The sequence below is a fragment of the Fibrella aquatica genome (assembly GCF_041321135.1).
Lineage (GTDB): Bacteria > Bacteroidota > Bacteroidia > Cytophagales > Spirosomataceae > Fibrella > Fibrella aquatica.
Window position 1 is genome coordinate 220,049 of record NZ_JBGGWF010000003.1, and the last position, 19,878, is coordinate 239,926.

At 50.6% G+C, this 19,878-nt stretch carries 14 protein-coding genes; 12 read left to right on the plus strand and 2 right to left on the minus strand.

The genetic code is table 11. From position 1 onward, the window contains the following. Positions 1-108: 108 nt before the first annotated feature. The gene (locus ACAW87_RS08785; RefSeq protein WP_370722999.1) at positions 109-741 is read right to left on the minus strand and encodes a hypothetical protein; all 633 of its coding nucleotides are present in this window, start codon (positions 739-741) and stop codon (positions 109-111) included. 374 nt (positions 742-1,115) lie between these two features. Here ACAW87_RS08785 and ACAW87_RS08790 point away from each other — a divergent pair, with 374 nt between their 5' ends. Genes ACAW87_RS08790 through ACAW87_RS08805 form a run of 4 tightly spaced genes read left to right on the plus strand, consistent with a single transcriptional unit; the run spans position 1,116 to position 3,609 of the window. Next, positions 1,116-1,532: a hypothetical protein gene (locus tag ACAW87_RS08790; RefSeq protein WP_370723000.1), complete on the plus strand. Its 417-nt coding sequence runs from the start codon at positions 1,116-1,118 to the stop codon at positions 1,530-1,532. Between the two features lie 41 nt (positions 1,533-1,573). After that, positions 1,574-2,167 (plus strand): hypothetical protein, encoded by a 594-nt coding sequence (locus tag ACAW87_RS08795; protein ID WP_370723001.1) that lies wholly within the window; start codon positions 1,574-1,576, stop codon positions 2,165-2,167. Between the two features lie 34 nt (positions 2,168-2,201). Further along, complete coding sequence (locus tag ACAW87_RS08800) at positions 2,202-2,654, plus strand: hypothetical protein (RefSeq protein ID WP_370723002.1); 453 nt, start codon at positions 2,202-2,204, stop codon at positions 2,652-2,654. 4 nt (positions 2,655-2,658) lie between these two features. Next, positions 2,659-3,609: a winged helix-turn-helix domain-containing protein gene (locus tag ACAW87_RS08805; protein WP_370723003.1), complete on the plus strand. Its 951-nt coding sequence runs from the start codon at positions 2,659-2,661 to the stop codon at positions 3,607-3,609. Positions 3,610-3,623: 14 nt separating this feature from the next. Here the strand turns inward: ACAW87_RS08805 and ACAW87_RS08810 are convergent, their stop codons facing one another. Further along, positions 3,624-3,911: a hypothetical protein gene (locus tag ACAW87_RS08810; protein WP_370723004.1), complete on the minus strand. Its 288-nt coding sequence runs from the start codon at positions 3,909-3,911 to the stop codon at positions 3,624-3,626. Between the two features lie 357 nt (positions 3,912-4,268). Here ACAW87_RS08810 and ACAW87_RS08815 point away from each other — a divergent pair, with 357 nt between their 5' ends. The 8 genes from ACAW87_RS08815 (at position 4,269) to ACAW87_RS08850 (ending at position 19,868) form a co-directional block, all read left to right on the plus strand. Next, positions 4,269-4,940 carry an RNA polymerase sigma-70 factor gene (locus tag ACAW87_RS08815; protein WP_370723005.1) on the plus strand — a complete coding sequence of 224 codons (672 nt, stop codon included), beginning with the start codon at positions 4,269-4,271 and terminating at the stop codon, positions 4,938-4,940. 38 nt (positions 4,941-4,978) lie between these two features. Beyond that, positions 4,979-6,067: a FecR family protein gene (locus tag ACAW87_RS08820; RefSeq protein WP_370723006.1), complete on the plus strand. Its 1,089-nt coding sequence runs from the start codon at positions 4,979-4,981 to the stop codon at positions 6,065-6,067. A 121-nt stretch (positions 6,068-6,188) separates the two neighbouring features. After that, entirely contained in the window at positions 6,189-9,494 is a 3,306-nt protein-coding gene (locus tag ACAW87_RS08825; RefSeq protein ID WP_370723007.1) for a TonB-dependent receptor, read from the plus strand. 24 nt (positions 9,495-9,518) lie between these two features. After that, positions 9,519-11,390 carry a RagB/SusD family nutrient uptake outer membrane protein gene (locus ACAW87_RS08830; protein WP_370723008.1) on the plus strand — a complete coding sequence of 624 codons (1,872 nt, stop codon included), beginning with the start codon at positions 9,519-9,521 and terminating at the stop codon, positions 11,388-11,390. 108 nt (positions 11,391-11,498) lie between these two features. Beyond that, a complete protein-coding gene (locus ACAW87_RS08835; RefSeq protein ID WP_370723009.1) occupies positions 11,499-12,872 on the plus strand; it encodes a 3-keto-disaccharide hydrolase in 1,374 nt (457 codons plus the stop codon). 220 nt (positions 12,873-13,092) lie between these two features. Beyond that, a complete protein-coding gene (locus tag ACAW87_RS08840; protein ID WP_370723010.1) occupies positions 13,093-14,814 on the plus strand; it encodes a hypothetical protein in 1,722 nt (573 codons plus the stop codon). Between the two features lie 39 nt (positions 14,815-14,853). Further along, complete coding sequence (locus ACAW87_RS08845; protein ID WP_370723011.1) at positions 14,854-17,448, plus strand: glycoside hydrolase family 95 protein; 2,595 nt, start codon at positions 14,854-14,856, stop codon at positions 17,446-17,448. 44 nt (positions 17,449-17,492) lie between these two features. Continuing rightward, positions 17,493-19,868, plus strand: coding sequence for a GH92 family glycosyl hydrolase (locus ACAW87_RS08850; RefSeq protein WP_370723012.1), 2,376 nt, complete (start codon positions 17,493-17,495; stop codon positions 19,866-19,868). The last annotated feature ends 10 nt before the right edge of the window (positions 19,869-19,878 follow it).

Here is a 19,878-nt window from a genome sequence, read left to right on the forward strand (position 1 = left end):
AGCAGCAGGTTGTTGGAGTCGTTACTTTACTGATAACGTATCTGGTAAAGTAACGACCGCCGCATCATTACCCGCCACTGCAATTTTTAGCGCGAAGCAAAGCCGTGTCTATATTTTGATCAGCGCGCCGCCTCCAGCCAGAGGAAGTGAGTAGGCTATCTGATCGAAATCCAGCACATCGGCATTGTTAAAAACCGGATAGTCGTTGTCCAGCAGGGTGCCACGCTGTTCGGCAGAGATCAGCAATTGTTCGCCAGCCGCCTGTCCGTTTACCGTTAAAATTTCTGCATACCCCCGCACCGCCAGATTCTCGGCGCTCAGCACAAACGGATTGCCCACGTTGGGAAACAATGCTACCGAAATGGTTTGGCCTGGTTGTATGGTAAAGGGGTTGCTATCGAATTGTTGCGAGCTGGGTAAAACGGCCAGGGCGGTCAGTAGACTAGTCGTTTGCGCACCGGCATTGTCGACCACAAGCGAATGGTTTGAGTTGGCGAGTGTACTGCCAATTAACCCGCGATAAAACCGGTTGTTGGGGTCCAGTACATCTTGATTCACGATGTTTGTCGTGAATCGCATCTTCAGGGGCAGCGCTGCCGAATTGTTATCGGGAATGTGTGAAATGGTCAGGAAGTACCCCTGAACAATACGCCGGAATGGTGCATTAGACGGATTGGCGGGACCGCCCGGAGTAGGTGCTATGCGCTTGACGAGTAATTCAAATGTGGTAAGCAGAGCCATAATGGTAGTGGTTTATGTGCTGTCCGGGAGTGAACAGCCAGACAAATGTCGATGGCGGCTACTGCTTTTTTTAGCGTATAATTCGCCAAAAAATACGCGTAAAAACACGGTTTAATAAATCGAGTTAATCTACTTGTCTTCAGTGGGTTATATTGCCGCAGGTCCTTCGCCCTCCACCCCTCAGTCCCCAAATTTTCTAACTTTTACATTTCGTTTACAATGTTTTACCGTCGTTTGACAACTCCCTGCGCTTTCGGTCTCTACTTTGTATACACATCAGAGATGAGATGCCAGATACAAGACGCTGGATAGGGAATAGGTCTGACGTCTAATATCTAAAGTTCAACGTCTAAAGTCCAAAGTCCAAATACACTATGAACAAGCTACTTTCTTCCGCTCTCTTGCTCACCAGTCTTGGTATTGGGCTGAGCACGTCCTGCCGGGCACAGGATTCATTCAACAATTGTTCGGCGGCATTTGTCGGCGAAAAAATGGTGGTTACAGCCTATACTCCAACCGGTACATGCCAGCTTCCGGCCAATGCCACGGGTACGTTGACGGTGCAAACCGTTTCGTTGTCGGCTACGGAAAGTAAGGCTATTGATAAGATCGATTTCAGGGTAGCTATCCGGGATAAGTCGACGGGTACGTTGCACCAGTATTCTAACGAAACCTACCGGGAGGTGCCCGTACAACGTGTGCTGGCTCGCTGTAAAAAAGGCGATCAGATTGTCTTGCTCACGGTCGACGATCGCTATGCACTGCCACACAATGAGATTTTAGTGAAGTGACGAAGTGCTGATAGAACCATCACAGTTAAACCTACTTTCCAATGAAAACGAAACTACTGTTATCCCTTTTGCTGCTTTTTCCGCTGTGTTTGCTCATTGGGCGGAGCATCTCAAAAACCACGGTCAACACATCGCTGACCGTTAATGGTCGGCCGATCAATTACGAGATTTTTACGCTGAATCACCCCGGCGTATTGACTGTGATTGAGGGCGATCTGAAAGTGCTGGAAGACCGGGCGATGCCTTATCAGTCGTTGCTGCTACAAGGTGGGTCAGCCCCACAAGATGCATCTGGTAGTGCTAATTCTGCCTTTCAGGCGGCCGAAGTGTGGCCGTCTGCCTGGATCAGGGGTGAAGTAGCTGACGATCAGGCCACGAAGCGGGAAGTAGTGCCGTTTCGGGTATCTTTACGGCGTAGCGGGGCAGTTGTGCAACAGTGGCCAGCCAATGCCAGTGAAACCGTTGAGGCTATCCAGCTAAAAGAGATTTGGCTTTCAGCGCAACTCGGCGACGAACTGATTGTTGAGCCGGTGGGCCGTTCGGGGGCACAATTGGTTGATAAGACTGACAAACAGGTAATTAAACTGAAAAAAGTGGACCCTATTTTGCTTAAGGCTCTACAGGAAGGTTGTTAAGGATTGGTGCCTTTACCCCAATACATCATATACCATGAAAAACTCAATCAAACTCAGTCTGCTGCTTTGCACGCTCTTACTGCTGGCAGGGCAAAGTCAGGCGCACGATACGCCCAAATACACCGCGATGGAGTTAACCCTGAACGGGCATCACGTGTATGATTACAACACCATCTGGCTCACCAAACAGGGCGTTTTGGCTTTTGTGGAGGGTAATCCGCAATCGAAAAATCACAAGCCGGTCCTGTTTCGGGTAGCGTTGCGGCGGGCTGGAAAGGTGGTCAAGCAATGGCCGGCCAACGAAACAGAAGGCTTGTACTCCGTTCAACTCGAAGAACTCTGGCCCTCAGCCCGGCTTGGTGACGAATTGATTGTGGAAACCTTTGATCCCGCTACCCCGCAACCGATTGATCATCCCGGACGGCGGGTCGTTCCACTGCGGGGTTTCAACTGGCTATCACACTGCCTTCCGGTCGATAAGTGCTAATCATATGTTGAGGCCATTAATTTCCCGATCGCCATTAGTAACCCGTTTGTTAGCTGGGAGTGGTTTACTGCTGCTGCTTTGCTTGCTGTTTGTGCGATTCGTGGCCGACGTACCTGGCCAGTTAGCCACGGCAGGAAACCGGTCTGACAAGATCAACCTGGCTCTTCGCCGCACGGCCGATCGGTTGCTTCGGGCGGCGGGCGACTCAATATCGCGTATTCCGGCGGTGCAGCAGCCCGGCCCGAATACCTTCCGTATTGCCTTGGGGCACGCCTTCGATTACGATAAATTGCCCGGTCTACTGCGGGAATCGTTGAACGTACACCAGATTGCCGGTACGTATGACGTGGCTGTGCTCGACTGTGAAACAGGCTCATTGCAGTTGGGTTATTCAGCCAGCGATCTGTTCGGCAAAGAAAATCAGGGCGTGGCGTGTGGCGGGCGATCAATGGTGGCCGGTTGCTATATGCTCCAGGTTACATTTGTGGCCGGGGCGTCGGCCGAAAAGAAAACGCCGGTTTGGCCTTTTCTGGCCATTGGTGGTGTGCTTGTAGGCGTGCTGGTCATGGGCTTGCGGCGGTCGGGGCAGGTACGCTCAGTGGATGTCCTTCCGGTAGCAGACATCCCGCAGGCGACAGTACCCACCAACCGGCTTCAGTTTGGTCAGTCCTGTTTCGATGTTGATAACCAAACCCTAACTGTTGGTGGCGATCTGCATAACCTGACCTACCGCGAAGCCAAATTGCTCCGTTTGCTGGTGAACCGCCCTAATCAGGTGCTGGAGCGCGATCTGATTCTGAAACTGGTTTGGGAAGATGAAGGGGTTACCGTTGGCCGCAGTCTGGACGTGTTTATATCCCGTTTACGAAAACTGCTGACCAACGACCCAACCATTAAAATAGCCGCCGTGCACGGAGTTGGCTACCGGCTCGAGGTACATGAGATTGCTAATTGATAGCAGATGTCGGGCTATGAAATGTGCACCATAACCGCACAGATTAGTTGCCATTTCCCCTCTCTTGCTTCCAGAAAAACTACGTACCCCGCGCCATTTTCGTAGTCCCGCGCCTCCGAGTAGTAGCATGTCGCTTTCGTGAGGTCAGCTGAGTAAGCCACTTTCGAGAATTGGATGATGCCGTAGAATTCTGGATAATCGGTTTGCAAACCGAAATATCCCCTGCCCCCTTGCCTGTTAAAATAACGGGCACTCTTCTCGGGAGTCCACCACGATGCCTGTCTGCATGCAAGTATGGGCAAGCGCGTTAATGCGTAGATCAGCCTTAGCATACCTGCTTTAATTTAGTGAACAAACTCAACGGACGCATAGATAGCGGCTGTTGCCTCGCGCCCAGAACCGCAAAATCCGGCTGTTCGGTTCACCCCCTGCCTGCGTCTATTCCTTTTTTACCTTGATCCCACACCGCTCACAGCAATAGGCCGTGAGGGATATACCAACGTATGTAACGCAGTTTTGAAATATGATTATAGTTTGAAAAAATATTATTTTTAGTGTGGGGTGAAACAGAAAAACGGTGTCTTTATCTGAAATGAACGCTGCATTCTTGCTTTATCAACTCCTTCACCTACCACACAAGAAAGACTATACTCAGAAAAATGATACGGGAAGAGCAAGCAAAGGATGTCGATTCTGTTGGCAGAACAATTTTTGGGTATTCCGGCGAGGTTAACGAGACCAAAATTTTCTCTGATGAATACTTTATAAAAAACTGCTTTGTCTCGTCTCCCCGAGAAGGCTTTGAACTCCTCTTTCGTAAATACTACGGCAACTTATGTAATCATGCTATTCGCTTTGTGTATTCCAGAGAAATGGCTGAAGATATTGTAGCCGAAGTATTCGCTAATTTTTGGAATAATGAAGCACATAGGCATATAACCGGCTCATTTAGATCGTATCTGTACATCGCCGTCAGAAATCGAGCCTATACGTGCATAAAGCAGGAACTAAGCAGAAATACGAACTTAGATAGTACTGCTGAGGATGCTCATCAATACACCATGTCGACGGTTTTACAGCCCGATGAAATCACGCACTTTCACGAGTTAAGTCACAAACTGGATATTGCCATTCAGCACCTTCCTCAACAGTCCAGAAAAGCGTTTCAGCTAAATAGGCTCGATGGTAAGAAGTACAGTGAAGTAGCCTCTGAAATGGGCTTGACAGTGAGTGCCGTTGAACGATTAATCAGTAGGGCCTTGGCTAAAATAAGAGCAGAAATCAGAATAGAATATTTTGTTTTCATTTTCTCACTCAGGTATTGGTTGTAATGCAGCTAAATTATTGTTACAAAATTAACTGACAGAACATGCAACCAGCTATAACCAAAAAAGTAATTATAGATTATTTTGATGGAAACTACACGTCAATTCAACAAAAATTGATCGAAGAATGGTTAACAGACCCAATTAATAATGAATTATTTTATCAATATCTGGATGAATGGGAGTCTACTAATCCGCAGTACAGATTTGACATTGAAAAAGGGTTGAAAAAGACAAACGATTACGCAGCTATTCCTATAGATGAGGCAACTTTGCCTGTTTATAAATTTCGGCAGTCTGTTTTCTTTTTCAGTGCAAAATGGCTATCTGTTGCTTGTGTAATTTTGGCTGGTATGTGGCTGGGGTGGAAACAGATGACGGCTGCTTCACCGGTTTCGTACAAGCAACTTTCAGAAAAGACAAAAAATAATACGGGCGAGATTTATGAAAAGGTAAATGTTACGAATAAGCCAATAGTCGTTAACCTCCCCGATAATAGTTCAGTTATTCTGCAACCTGGAAGTAAGATTTGCTATTCACCCAATCAATATAATAGGTCTAAAAGGGATGTTATTTTATCGGGAGAAGCTTTTTTTGAAGTGCAAAAAGATGCCAAACGTCCTTTCTTTGTCTATGCTAATGAGTTAATCATGAAGGTTTTAGGTACTAGTTTTTCGGTAAAGACGAAACCTTCGTTGTCTGAGATAGAACTAGTGGTTAAAACGGGAAAAGTAGCCGTTTTTCTGCAAAATGATAAAAATAAAAGCTACAAATTAGCGGGCAATGCGCTGGAAGGTTTGGTGGTAAATGCAAACGAAAAAGTATTGGTCAATCGGGATGCCTATACTATTGATACGCCAACGCCGGTAGCTGTGGCTCAATTGAGCAGACCCATTCAAAAGCTTGCGTTCAATTTCGACGATGCCCCTGTTCACGATGTGATACGTGATCTCGAAAATGCTTACGGTATTCGTATTGTGTATGATCAGGACAAATTGGCTGATTGTAAACTAACCGCTCATCTGTCTGACGAGCCGCTACTGGAGAAGCTGAAATTAATATGTATTGCCCTGGAAGCCAGTTACGAAGAAATCGATAATGTGATTATTCTACGTGCAAAAGGGTGCATGTAGATGCTTTGTTACACTACTATTTTTTATTGCTTCTGACCTTAACGTATCTGAACCTAGTCCCAACCGAACAAAATGAAAATCCATGAGAAACCATTTACGATTAGTTCACACTACGAATAGGATGTTGCGAATACTATTTTCGCAACTTATTCTATCGCTTACGTTTTTCGGTATTTCCGTAGCGCATGAAGGGTATGCCCAAGAATTACTAAATAAACGAATCAGCCTGAAAGTAGATAATCAATCTATAAAGAAGGTACTGAATGAGATAGAAAAATCGGCTGATATTCGATTTGTATATAGTTCCAGTCTGATTAGATCAGAACGGAAAATAACACTCAATGTCTCCAATTCTACGTTGGGCGATGTGCTGGTGAATGTGCTCAAACCCCTACAGTTGGATTATAAGGTTGTTGGTAAACAGATTGTATTGAATAGAACAGAACTGAAAACGGGTTTTGTGCAGCCGCAGTTAACAGCCCCAATCGTGGCGACCTCGGCTGATATACCGGTAAAGGGAACGGTTAAAGATGAAAAAGGGGACCCTGTTATTGGTGCCAGTGTGATTATTAAAGGACTCAATAAAGGAACTGTAACAGATGTTGATGGTAACTTTTCGCTTCAGGTGGCGGCGCAGAACACCGAGTTGGTGATCAGTTTTATTGGCTACGAAACACAGAGTTTTACCGTTGGCACAAGAACGGCATTTGATATTGTATTAAAAACCGATCTGAAAATGCTGGAAGAAACGGTGGTGGTCGGGTATGGCGAAATAAAAAAGGCAGACCTGACCGGCGCTGTTGCCCAAATTCAAACGAAAGATATTACCAGGGCCAACCCGGTGGTGGCAGCCAGAGCCATTCAGGGTCAGGTGGCGGGGGCTACCGTTACCAAATCGAGTAATAAACCGGGGGCGGGCTACAGCATTACCATTCGGGGAGAAAATACGATCAACAATTCAACGGAGCCACTGATTGTCATCGATGGCCTGATTGGCGGGGATCTCAATAACCTCAACCCGAATGATATACAGACGATGGACGTGTTGAAAGACGCCTCATCGACAGCTATTTATGGGGCTCGGGGAGCCAACGGAGTGGTTATTGTGACGACAAAGAAAGGCTTGTCGGGGAAACCGCGCGTGAGTTACGACAGCTATGCGGGCGTGAAAATGCCCGCGCACATTCCGCAGTTGATGAATACCGAACAGTTTTACAAGGCGGTTTATACCGATAGAGTACTGGAAGGATCAACGGGGGCTACGTTTACCGCCGCTGAGAAAGCTAATATCGACAACGGCCGAACAACAGATTGGGTTGATCTGATTACCGATCCGGCGCTTCAGATGAGCCATAACCTCAGCGTGTCGGGAGGAAATGATAAAACGACTTATCGTTTTTCGGGCGGTTACCTACACGAGAACGGGAATGTACTCTACACCGGATTCAAACGCTACAACCTGAACGCGGGCCTCGATAGTAAACTGGGCGAACGGTTCCGGGTTGGCTTCACGTCGTACCTGACCTATAGCAATCAGGATGTAGGCTCGCAGGAATCGTTGCGTAATGCGTACCGGGCACGACCAACGGGTACGGTCTATTACTCAGATCTGACTAATCCTTCAGAAAACGGCGACCTTAATGTTGATGGCTACGCCTTCTGGATGGGGATCAACGACAAGCAGGTGGGTAATCCGCTGACGGACATTGAGCCCAAAACGTCGAAATTTCAAACAACGGTGATGACGGCGATGGGCAATGCCTACGCCGAAGTGGCCCTGGTGAAGGGATTGACGTTCCGTACGTCGCTCTCGGCGTCGTATAGCGCCACCAAAATCGGTGATTTCAGGGGGCAGTGGTCCAAGTCGCAGATCGGTGCCAAGCCACGGGCGCAGTATGATAACCGGACGTTGGGCAATTACACGATCGATAACATCCTGAACTATAGCCTGGGTTTCGGCAAGCATAAAATTACCGCGACGGCCCTGCAGAGTGCTTTTTACCAACGCAATGAAGCCTACACGATCGCCGTCAGAGATTTGCCTTATGCCTCTGACTGGTATGCCCTTAACACGGCAGCCACCATTTCCAGTATCGGAAGTTCGCTGATCGAACGGTCGCTGCTCTCGTTTATGGGCCGGATCAACTATGCGTATAATGACAAATATCTGCTCACGCTGACGGGCCGTTCAGATGGCGCTTCGCAATTGGCCGAAGGGAATAAATGGGCTTTCTTCCCTTCTGTGGCCTTTGCCTGGCGGTTGGGCGACGAACCATTCATCAGTAATCTGAATGTGTTTTCTAACCTGAAACTTCGCCTGAGTTATGGCGAAGTAGGCAACTCGACGGTCAATCCATACAGCACGCAGGCGGGTCTGGTCAACACCGGCTATGACTTCGACGGAACGGCCGCTTACGGATTTGCACCAGCTAACCTGGGCAACAAAGATTTGCGCTGGGAACGGAGTAACGAGCGGAATATCGGTATTGACTTTGGCTTTTTCAAAAACCGAATTTCAGCCTCTCTCGAACTGTATAATCGTAAAACGGTCGACCTGATTCTGAACCAGAAAATTCCGACCGTTACGGGATTTTCGCAGGTTATTGCCAACGTGGGACAGATCGAAAATAAAGGCATAGAACTAACGCTGAATACCGTCAATCTGGCCGGTAAGAATTTTGGCTGGAACAGCACATTCGCGTTTACAAAAAATAAGAATCAACTGCTGCAATTATATGGTAATGGACAACTGGTTGATAAAGGAAATCGGCTTTTTGTCGGTTACCCGATCAGGGCCAACTTTGATTATAAGTTCGATGGAATCTGGCAGACTGCTGATAAAGAACTGGCTGCCAAATACAAACAGGTGCCCGGTTCGGTGCGGGTAGTCGACCAGAATAATGATGGCATTATTTCGTCGACAGAAGGAATCGATGACCGGACGTACCTGGGAACGCAACTGCCAAACTGGATTTTGGGAGTTACTAACCGGTTTACATTCAGACAGTTCGATTTCTCGTTTTTTACGTATTACCGCGATGGTGTACAGTATAGCAACAGCACCCTGTCAGGTACATTTGGCGAAATATCGGGCACCCGGTACAACAAATTGGCCTCACTGGATTACTGGCGGAGCGATAATCCATCGAACACGTATTTTGGGGTAGTGGCTGCTAATCCGTACCGAAGTGCCATTAATTATCAGGATGCCAGCTTTTTGCGAATTTCTGACATCACGTTAGGCTTTACGGTGCCCAGAACGCTGATGGACAAATGGAAAATGTCGAGCGCCCGTATTTATTCGCAGGTGCTGAATCCGTTTGTGTTTTCAAAATTCACCGGATTTGATCCTGAGTTCAATTCGGCAATTTTCCAGGATGATGTGCCCTCGGCGGTTTATAATCTTGGCGTAAACATCAGTTTCTGAACCCGCCTTTAAACAGACAATCGAATGAAATCTTTAGTACCTATACGTGTCTCTTCACTCGCCCTTGTACTGATGTGTTTGGTGACCTCAGCCTGCAAAGACGATTTTCTGGTTGAAAAGCCAGTGACTACCCTGACCACCGATGTTTATTACGCCACCGAAGCCGGCTTTGAAGACCTGGTTCGTTCGTGTTATCCGATACTGCGGAATATTTATCAGGCGCGGAGCCTGGTGCTGAACGGGACCGATATCTTTTTCGGAGGCGGATACGGAGACCCCAAGTTTGCCAACACCGTGGGTAGTGCCCTGGATCAGTATGATGTTCGCTTGAACGGATCGCTGCCCGAAATACAGACACTTTGGACATTACTCTACGCCGAAGTGGCCCGGACGAATACTGCCATTGAGCGTTCGGCCAAGATCACAACGATGGCGGCGGCCCTGAAAGATACTCGGGTGTCGGAAGCCAAATTTCTGCGGGCACTGTCTTATTTCTACCTGGTGCAGCAATGGGGCGATGTGCCCATGCCGCTGAGCGAAACCGTGAGCCCGAGTAAAGAGGCCACCCGCGTGCCGGCGGCGGAGGTGTATAAGCAAATCATCGCCGATTTGCTGGATGCAGAAGCTAAACTGCCGGTAACGGCGTCGAACTACGGTCGCATTACCAAAGGGGCTGCGCAGTTTTTGCTGGCCCGCGTGTATTTAACGCGTGGCTGGAATTTTAAAAATTCGCTCGGTGGTTCTTCCGCAGATTTTGATTTGGCCTTGCAATACGCCGACAAAATCATCGACACGTACCCATTGGCGGCCAATTACAATGCCTTGTTCCCAACCCGGAATGAAAACCCGCTGAAGCAGTATACGGGCGCACAGAATGATAAAAATCCGGAAATTATTTTCTCCGTTCAGTATAGTTCAGATGTGCTGACCAACAAAACGGACGCTGCTTTTCCGCCCATCGACGCGGCTGGCGGTAATAACCTGCATTCTGTTTTCAACGGCAGTGGCGAAGGTTTTCCGGGCTCGAAAGGCCGCACCTCCGATTATAACCGCGCTCTGGGTATTTATCCGCTTGGGTCAACGATCTACCGCATGTACGACCCCGAGAACGATTCGCGCTACGACCACAATTTCCTGGAAGTCGGCTACGCCTTGTTGCCCGTAGCTGGTTTTCGGCCGCTGCCGGTGGCTAACCCTGCCCTTCGGGTTGATATTAAAGCCGGCGATACCGTGGTGTACTACAGGCCATGGAACAAACCGGCTACAACCCTGGCTGATCGGGGAATCGATGTGGGTGGTAAGCGCAACTATTCGGTGATCAACGGCGATGAATGGGGTGGGGCTTACAACCTCGTGAACGGAATCGCCGTGAGCGGGTTTCCGGCCGGGGAGCCGCATATGTGGAAATTCTGGCAGCCGGGAATTGCCTACGGCGATGCGTTCGGTACGTTCAATGAGTGCGTATTCCGGGCGGCAGAGGCGTATTTGATTGCAGCCGAAGCCATTGTGAAAGGTGCTAAAAATGGTAAACTGGGTGGGGCCGACGTGTACTACAACCGGGTTCTAGACCGGGCGCTGGGCACCAAAAAAGCCGCCGACCCGAAAGCGGCGAAGTTTCCCGAAGATCGTAAATCGCTGGAAGCCGTTTCGTATCGGGCTACAGCCGCCAACATCTCTGTTGACCTGATTCTGGACGAACGGGCGCGGGAACTGCTGGGGGAATATGACCGCTGGTTCGACCTGAAACGGACAGGTAAGCTGGTTGAGCGGGTGAAGAAGTATAACCCCTGGGCGGCCAAGAGCAACACGATCAAAGACATCCATTATTTACGCCCCATTCCGCAAGCTGAAATTGACCTTTCGTTCCCAAAAATGTCGCAGAACGAAGGGTATTAAGCTCTGACAAATGGGCTTATAGAAGGGGGGAGGGCAGGTACGTTCCTTCCCCTTTTTGCTCCTGCTGTTGCCAAAAAGTGTGGAAACCACCGTTTTAGAAAACCAATCATGCTGAAAATTTCTCTTTCGTGTTGCCTGATGTTGCTGGGTACGTTCCAATCGTATGGTCAGGCTAACTGGAAAGACCTCTTCAACGGCTCCGACCTGAAGGGCTGGGTGAAGCGCAATGGCAATGCCGACTACAAACTGGCCAACAAGACCATCATTGGCGTGTCGCAACTCAATACGCCCAATACCTTTTTGTGTACCGAAGAAAACTACGGCGACTTTGTGCTGGAGATGGACGTAAAGGTAGAGCCCGGTCTTAACTCAGGCATTCAGATCAGAAGCTTCAGCGACCCTGCCGATAATAACGGACGTGTACGCGGCTATCAGATCGAGATCGATCCTGGTGACCGGGCCTGGAGTGGCGGCATTTACGACGAGGCCCGAAATGGCTGGCTCTATCCGCTGTCGATCAATCCGAAAGGGCAGAAAGCGTTCAGGAATGGGCAATGGAATACGTATCACATTGAAGCCATTGGCCCGCGCCTGAAGACCTGGATCAACGGCATTCCGTGCGCCAACGTGCTCGATCCCCAAACGCCCCGTGGCTTTATCGCCTTACAGGTTCATCAGATTAAACGGGAGGAACAGAACGGACTGACGGTTCAATGGCGCAACATTCGCATCGCGACGGAGAATCTAAAAGAGGCCGTTTGGCCCGGTGGCTATGAGATACAGGAGGTGAATTACCTGCCCAACCAGTTGTCTGACAGTGAAAAACGAAAAGGCTGGCGCTTGCTGTGGGATGGTAAGACATCGGCTGGTTGGCGCGTGGCCAATGGCGATCAGTTCCCGTCGGCGGGCTGGGCCATGCAGGACGGCGTGCTGAAAGTGCTGGGTTCTAAAAAAGACAGCGTTCGCAAAGGGGGCGATATTGAAACCGTGGAGACCTTTGCCAACTTCGAACTGGAGCTGGACTTTAAACTGACAACGGGCGGCAACAGTGGCGTAAAATACTTTGTGGTCGAAGACCGGACAAAAAAGCCCGGCACTGGCTTAGGTCCGGAGTTTCAGCTACTGGACGATAAACTACATCCCGATGCCAAAGCAGGTGTGAACGGTAACCGCACAACCGGCTCGCTCTATGACCTCATCACGGCCGAAAATCTATCGGAAGGCAGTACGGAGAAGCGCATGAATCTGCCGGGGAAGTGGAATAAAATGCGCATAGTGTCGAAAGATGGCCACGTGGAGCATTGGCTCAATAACCTGAAAGTGGTGGAGTACGACCGCCGTTCGCAGATTTTTCGCAACCTCGTTGCCAAGAGCAAATACAGTACGTACCCCAACTTCGCGCAGGCAGCATCCGGCCATATCCTGTTCCAGGACCACGGCGACGAAGTACATTTCCGAAGTATCAAAATTCGGGAGTTGTAGGGGGGGGCGTAGCTGGCGCGAGGATTCCCTCGTGCCTTTTATGCCGCAAGCCGGGACGCCGGACCGATTCGCTTGCACAGCGCGAAAGCGCAAGGGTAGAGGCTGAGTTTTTGCCCTACCGTATTGCCCCGTTGGGGCAGCAAGCAAACGCTTGCGACATAAAAGGCACGAGGGAATCCTCGCGCCAGCGAGACGAGTAATCAAACGAATTAACCAACTCATGAACCGTCGACAATTCGTAGCCCTGAGCGCTACATCCATAACCCTTATTCCAACGGTGGGCTTTAGTGAATGGACCAGAGTAGCCCCCACCAAACCCGCCTGGTTGCTGGACTGGATCAGGATCAATGATCAGCAGTTGCCCAACTACGCCCCACTGAAAGTGACGGATGCGGCCAACAGGTACGTTGGTGGGTACGTTAACGACGTCGATATGCCGAACCCGCACAGCACAAGTGGTTTTCTGCTAAAAGCCAGTATGTTGTTCGCCACGCCCGAATCGACACATTACCGGTCAGAAACGGTGCTGGCCGACATTGTTGCTGCGGCTCGGGCCATGCTCAAATTTCAGCACGCCGACGGAACGATCGATCTGCTGGACACCAATTTTCACTCGACGCCCGACACCGCTTTTGTGCTGGAGAACATGGTGCCGGCTTATAAATTTCTGAAAGAATCGGGCGTCAAAGGCACTGAGTCGGCGTATCAGGCGCTGCAAACGTTTCTGAAAAATGCCGGTGAAGGGTTGATTGTGGGCGGCATTCACACGCCCAATCACCGTTGGGTGGTGTCGGCGGCCCTGACAAAATTGAACGAGCTGTTTCCTGACCCCCGCTATATAGGGCGTATTGACCAATGGCTGGCCGAACACATCGATCTTGACCCCGATGGACAATTCAACGAGAAAAGCACCAACAGCTATTCGCCCATCGTTGACCGGTCGCTGCTTATCATGGCGCGTGGCCTGAAAAAAAACGACCTGTTCGAACCCGTACGCCGGAATCTGATGATGACACTATACTACGTGCATCCAAACGGCGAGGTGGTCACAGAAGCGTCGAATCGGCAGGATAAGGGCACCATTGGCACGATGGCCAAGTATTATTATTGCTACCGCTACATGGCATTACTCGATAAGAACGGTGAAATGGCTGCCATGTGCCAACTCATCGAAAAGACGTGCCCGAAAGAGCAACTGGCGGGTTATCTTGACTATTTTCTGGAAGATCCCACGCTTTGGAAAGACCTACCCAGCCCAACCGCTTTGCCAACCAACTATGTAAAAACCTTCCCGTATTCGGGCCTGGTGCGCATTCGGCGCGGCAACTGGGATGCTACGATGCTCTCGAATAATGCCGGTTGGCTCACTTTCCATAAGGGTAACGCCGTTTTACAGGGCATGCGGCTGGCGGCTTCGTTTTTCGGAAAAGGTCAATTTCAAAGCGAGAAAATAGAGCAGCGCGGTAACGCGTGGGTACTGCAAAAGTCGTTAGAAGGGCCGTATTACCAGCCAATTGCCAGCGCCAAAATTGCCGCCGATGGTGACTGGGATAAAATGCCCCGAAGTCAGCGTCAGCAGAGCGAAGTGCAGAAACTGACCACAACCGTAACCATCCGTGAAGCCAACAACGGCCTGCAAATCGAAATCGATTTATCGGGTACCGAAGGCGTTCCCGTGACGCTGGAGCTGATTTTTCGCGATGGGGGAACGCTGGCCGGTGTGACAAAGCATCCGAAAAAAGACAAAGCATACTTGCTTACGAGCAACGCAGGTACGTATACCGTTGGCAATGATACCATCCGGTTTGCGTTGGGCAGTACTATGCCGCCTGCTGCGAGCCATAAAAACGTACAACTCCGGGGAGCGCTGCCCGCTATGGATACGCCATCAGTTTACCTGACGGGCTACACGCCGTTTAAACACAGTATTTTTCTGGGGTAAGCGCCCTCTTCTATTTATAGAGCATTGTTGTTTGTTGGTATGATGAAGCTATTGAGTAGCTTGTTCGGCGTTTTGTTGTTACTCCCTATTACGTGTTCACTGGCCCAAACACCGGCAATGACGCTATGGTACGACAAACCAGCGACGGTTTGGTCGGAAGCCCTGCCGTTGGGTAATGGCTACATGGGGGCGATGGTCTTTGGCGATCCGGCAAAAGAGCATCTGCAACTCAACGAAGGTACCCTGTATTCCGGCGATCCGACAGGTACGTTTAAGGCCATCAATGTGCGGAAAGATTTCAGGCAGGTAAGTGAATTGCTGGCCGCCAAAAAGTACCAGGATGCACAGGCTATCATTGCGAAAGAATGGCTGGGTCGGAATCATCAGCTTTACCAGCCCATGGGCGATTGCTGGATTGAACTTGACCACAAAAACGGTGTAATTTCCAATTACAAACGTCAACTCGATCTGGCCACAGCCACGGCGACAACGCAATACAAAGTAGGCGCTACCACGTATACCCGAACGTATTTTGCCAGCTATCCCGACCATGTCATTGTGGTAAAATTATCGGCGAGCGGCCCCGGCAAAATCAACGGTACAGTGCATTTCACGACGCCCCACCAACCCACGGCCAGGTACGTTGCGCAGGGCAACACGCTGACGATGCGGGCGAAACTTCCCGGCTTTGCCCTGAGACGTACGTTTGAACAGGTCGAAAAACTGGGCGATCAGTACAAATATCCCGAACTCTACGACAAGAGCGGCCAACGCAAATCGGGCGTTGACAATATGCTCTACAATCAGCAGATAAACGGTCTGGGCATGGCGTTTGAAACGCGGGTAAAAGCCATCAATACTGGCGGAAGGATAAGTAGTAGCAACGGGAAAGTGACCATTCAGGATGCCTCGGAGGTCGTTTTTGTGCTGTCGGCGGCCACCAGTTTCAATGGCTTCGATAAAAGCCCCGCCACTCAGGGACTCGACCCGAAGCCGCTTCTCGATCAGCGATTTAACGCCATCGTAAAGAAGCCATACGCGGAGTTGTACAGGACGCATCTGACCGATTATAAACGGTTATTCGATCGGGTTGATTTGCAATTAGCCGCCGAAACGGATCAGTCAACGCTCCCCACCGATCAGCGTGTTATGCTCTTTGCGAACGGAAAAGACCCGTCGTTTCCCGCATTGTATTTCCAGTATGGGCGTTATTTGATGATTGCCGGGTCGAGGCCGGGTGGTCAGCCGCTCAATTTGCAGGGGATCTGGAACGACCAGATGACACCCCCCTGGAATGGCGGTTATACCATCAACATCAACGCTCAGATGAACTACTGGCCCGCCGAGTTGACCAACTTGTCGGAGTGTCAGGAGCCGTTTTTTAAGGCGATACAGGAGTTGGCGGTTAACGGTCGCGAAACAGCCCGCAATATGTACGGCAACGACGGTTGGGTAGCCCACCACAACATGGACATCTGGCGTCACGCCGAACCCATCGACAATTGCAACTGCGCGTTCTGGCCCATGGCGGCTGGTTGGCTGACGAGTCATTTCTGGGAGAATTACCTGTTCAACGGCGACAAAGCCTTTCTCAAAAAAGACGTTTTTCCACTACTGAAAGGGGCTGTTCAGTTCTATCAGGGCTGGCTTATCAAAAACGAACAGGGCTATCTGGTGACGCCGGTGGGCCATTCGCCCGAGCAGAATTTCCTGTATGACGGGAAGAAGCAAGGGACGTTCAGCCCTGGCCCGACGATGGATATGGCCATTATTCGGGAGTCGTTTTCTCGCTATCTGGAAGCGTCTACCCTGTTGGGTGTCGACGATACGTTCACCGCCGGAGTGAAGCAAAATCTAGCGCAGTTGCTGCCGTACCAAATTGGTAAATACGGTCAGTTGCAGGAGTGGCAGGACGATTTCGAGGATGCCGACGTGCAACACCGCCACTTCTCGCACCTCTACGCCATGCACCCCAGCAACCAGATCAACATGCGGTCGACGCCCGAGTTGGCGGCTGCGGCCAAACGCGTGATGGAACGCCGGGGCGATGGCGCAACGGGCTGGTCGATGGGCTGGAAAGTGAACGTCTGGGCTCGCCTGCACGATGGCGACCACGCCCTTAAACTGATCACCAACCTGTTTAAGCTAATTCGGACTGATTCAACGCACATGTCGGGCGGGGGAACGTACCCCAACCTGTTTTGTGCGCATCCGCCGTTTCAGATAGACGGGAATTTCGGGGCAACGGCAGGCATTGCCGAGATGCTGGTACAAAGCCACGCGGGCGAAATTCATCTGCTGCCTGCCTTGCCTGAGGCCTGGCATACCGGCCGGGTAAAAGGCCTGAAAGCGCGGGGCGGCTTCACCGTCGACATGGAATGGAAAGCCGGTAAACTGACCAAAGCCGTGGTTCATTCGGCTCTGGGCGGTGTCTGCCGAATTAGAACAAACGAAAATCTGAGCGTGCAACCTGTCAGTAGCGCTGCCAATGGTGAGGTGAACCCCTTGTTTAGCTTCATCGATGCTGGAAAGCCAATTATTAAAGACCAGACGAAACTGGGGCCAATGCCTGCGGTGAACGGATTTACAATTGATTTGAATACGGAGAAGGGGAAAGTGTATGAAATCCGATAGAGCGTTTTTTTGTCATTCCTCCTTAGTAGCCTTGATTTATAACTATGAATAAACGCTTAACGTACCTACTCGCGCTCATCGCCACGCTGAACGCAATACAAACCGCCATTGCCCAAAAGCAACCCGTGGACCTCGTCAACCCGTTGGTCGATGCGGCTAATTCTCGGTGGTTCTTTTTCAACTCGGCATCGCGTCCGTTTGGCATGGTTAACCTCAGCCCCGACAATGGCGTCAATGCCGATTGGGGTGCGGGTTACCGGTATCATCTCGATAGCATCAAGTGCTTTAGCCACGTTCACGGCTGGCAGTTGTCGGGCGTGCCGGTGATGCCAACGACCGGCGAATTCAAGGGCCATTTGGGGGCAGAGCAGTACGGTTCGCGGTTTTCTCATCAGAAAGAAGTGATCAAAGCGGGCTATCATAAAGTGGTGCTGGATGCCTACAACATCACCGCCGAACTGACGTCGACCACGCGCGTGGGCTTCCACAAATACACCTACCCAGCCTCGGCCCAAAGCCATATTCTGTTTGATTTTTCCACCTTTCTCGGCCCATCGGATACGCAGAAGGGCTACGTGAAGAAGGTCAGTAATGAGGAGATTGAAGGCTACGCTGTGATGGCCCCGACTATTCGCCGACCTAAAACGGTAACGGTATTTTTCGTGGCTGTCTTCGACAAACCGTTCGACTCGTTCAGGGGCTGGCGGAATGGGGAACTGGAAGTGACCAACGGCACGATTGACGGCGAACGCGTGGGAACGTACCTGAGTTTCAAGACCAAAACAGGGGAGGTGCGGAAGATGAAAGTGGCCATTTCGTATGTTAGCGAAGAACAGGCCCGCATCAACCTCAAAACCGAACTGCCGCACTGGGATTTTGAGAAAACCGTGCAGGAAAGCCGAACCGACTGGAATAACTGGCTGAGCCGGATTGAGGTGCAAGGCGGCAGTGACACCACGCGAAGCCGATTTTACACTGACCTCTGGCACGCGTTGCAGGGGCGACGCATCATCTCGGACGTGAATGGCAAGTATAGCGATATGACTGGCCCCGAGCGTAAAATCAAACAGATTCCGCTCGATGTCAGTGGCAAACCGAAGTTTAACCACCACAACTCCGACTCGTTCTGGGGCGCGCAGTGGACCCTCAACACGCTCTGGCATCTGGTATACCCAGAGATCACCGAATCGTTTGTGAACTCGATGGTGATGATGTATCAGGATGGCGGGCTTATTCCGCGCGGACCGGCGGGCGGCAATTATACCTATGTGATGACCGGTGCCGCTACCACGCCGTTTATCGTGAGTGCGTATCTGAAAGGCATTCGGGGGTTCGATCTTGACAAAGCCTACGAGGGCTTGCGCAAGAACCATTTTCCCGGCGGCATGATGAGCAAGGCGGGCTATGAACACAACACGTTCAAGGGTGGGGGCGTGGAGTACTACATCGAGCGTGGGTACGTGCCGCATCCGCTGACCAACATTAAGTACGGCTTCCATCAGGACGGGTCAACCCAAACGCTCGAATACGCCTATCAGGACTATACCCTGGCGCAGATGGCCAAAAAGCTGGGTAAAACGGATGATTATGCCCTGTTCATGAAGCGGGCGCAGCAGTATAAAAACATCTGGAACCCTGAACTGGGCTGGATGTGGAACCGGACGCTGGATGGCAAATGGGCTGAGCCGGTCGATATTCTGCGCTACGACAACGGTTGGGAAGAAGGTAACGCAGCCCAATACACCTGGTTTGTGCCACACGACGTACAGGGGCTGATCAACCTGATGGGCGGTCGCGAAAAATTTACCACCAAACTGAACGACTCCTTCGAGAAAGCCCGGAAACACGATTTCGTGTCTGGTAAATCGCACGATAAAGAGACGCTGGAAGAGAATCGGCGGGTATTTCTCAATTACGGCAATCAACCCAGTATTCAAACGGCGCACCTCTTCAACTATGCGGGAGCACCCTGGCTAACGCAATACTGGACCCGGCAGGTGGTCGAAAAAGTGTATAGCGGCCTATCCCCCGATTACGGCTACAGTGGCGACGAAGATCAGGGGCTGATGGGAAGCCTGTCGGTACTGCTTAAAACGGGCTTGTTCTCGACCAACGGCGGCACCACGCCCGAGCCATTCTACGAAATCAGCAGCCCTATTTTCGATAAAATCACCATCAAGCTGAACCCGAAGTACTACAAAGGCAATCAGTTCGTGATCGATGCGAAGAACAACTCCGCCCAAAATCTCTATATCCAATCGGCGCAGTTGAATGGCAAACCCCTCGACCGGCCGTGGATGCTCCACGAAACAGTGGTCAACGGTGGTACGCTGACCCTGCAAATGGGCGCTCAACCAAACAAAGCTTGGGGCAGCAAACCTGAACAGGCACCTATGTCGATGTCATCAACGCCGAAATAATCCTCCCCGA

Coding starts and splice junctions, on each gene's coding strand:
- ACAW87_RS08785 (WP_370722999.1), bottom strand. CDS start 741: ATGGCTCTGCTTACCACATTTGAATTACTCGTCAAGCGCATAGCACCT.
- ACAW87_RS08790 (WP_370723000.1), top strand. CDS start 1,116: ATGAACAAGCTACTTTCTTCCGCTCTCTTGCTCACCAGTCTTGGTATT.
- ACAW87_RS08795 (WP_370723001.1), top strand. CDS start 1,574: ATGAAAACGAAACTACTGTTATCCCTTTTGCTGCTTTTTCCGCTGTGT.
- ACAW87_RS08800 (WP_370723002.1), top strand. CDS start 2,202: ATGAAAAACTCAATCAAACTCAGTCTGCTGCTTTGCACGCTCTTACTG.
- ACAW87_RS08805 (WP_370723003.1), top strand. CDS start 2,659: ATGTTGAGGCCATTAATTTCCCGATCGCCATTAGTAACCCGTTTGTTA.
- ACAW87_RS08815 (WP_370723005.1), top strand. CDS start 4,269: ATGATACGGGAAGAGCAAGCAAAGGATGTCGATTCTGTTGGCAGAACA.
- ACAW87_RS08820 (WP_370723006.1), top strand. CDS start 4,979: ATGCAACCAGCTATAACCAAAAAAGTAATTATAGATTATTTTGATGGA.
- ACAW87_RS08825 (WP_370723007.1), top strand. CDS start 6,189: ATGTTGCGAATACTATTTTCGCAACTTATTCTATCGCTTACGTTTTTC.
- ACAW87_RS08830 (WP_370723008.1), top strand. CDS start 9,519: ATGAAATCTTTAGTACCTATACGTGTCTCTTCACTCGCCCTTGTACTG.
- ACAW87_RS08835 (WP_370723009.1), top strand. CDS start 11,499: ATGCTGAAAATTTCTCTTTCGTGTTGCCTGATGTTGCTGGGTACGTTC.
- ACAW87_RS08840 (WP_370723010.1), top strand. CDS start 13,093: ATGAACCGTCGACAATTCGTAGCCCTGAGCGCTACATCCATAACCCTT.
- ACAW87_RS08845 (WP_370723011.1), top strand. CDS start 14,854: ATGATGAAGCTATTGAGTAGCTTGTTCGGCGTTTTGTTGTTACTCCCT.
- ACAW87_RS08850 (WP_370723012.1), top strand. CDS start 17,493: ATGAATAAACGCTTAACGTACCTACTCGCGCTCATCGCCACGCTGAAC.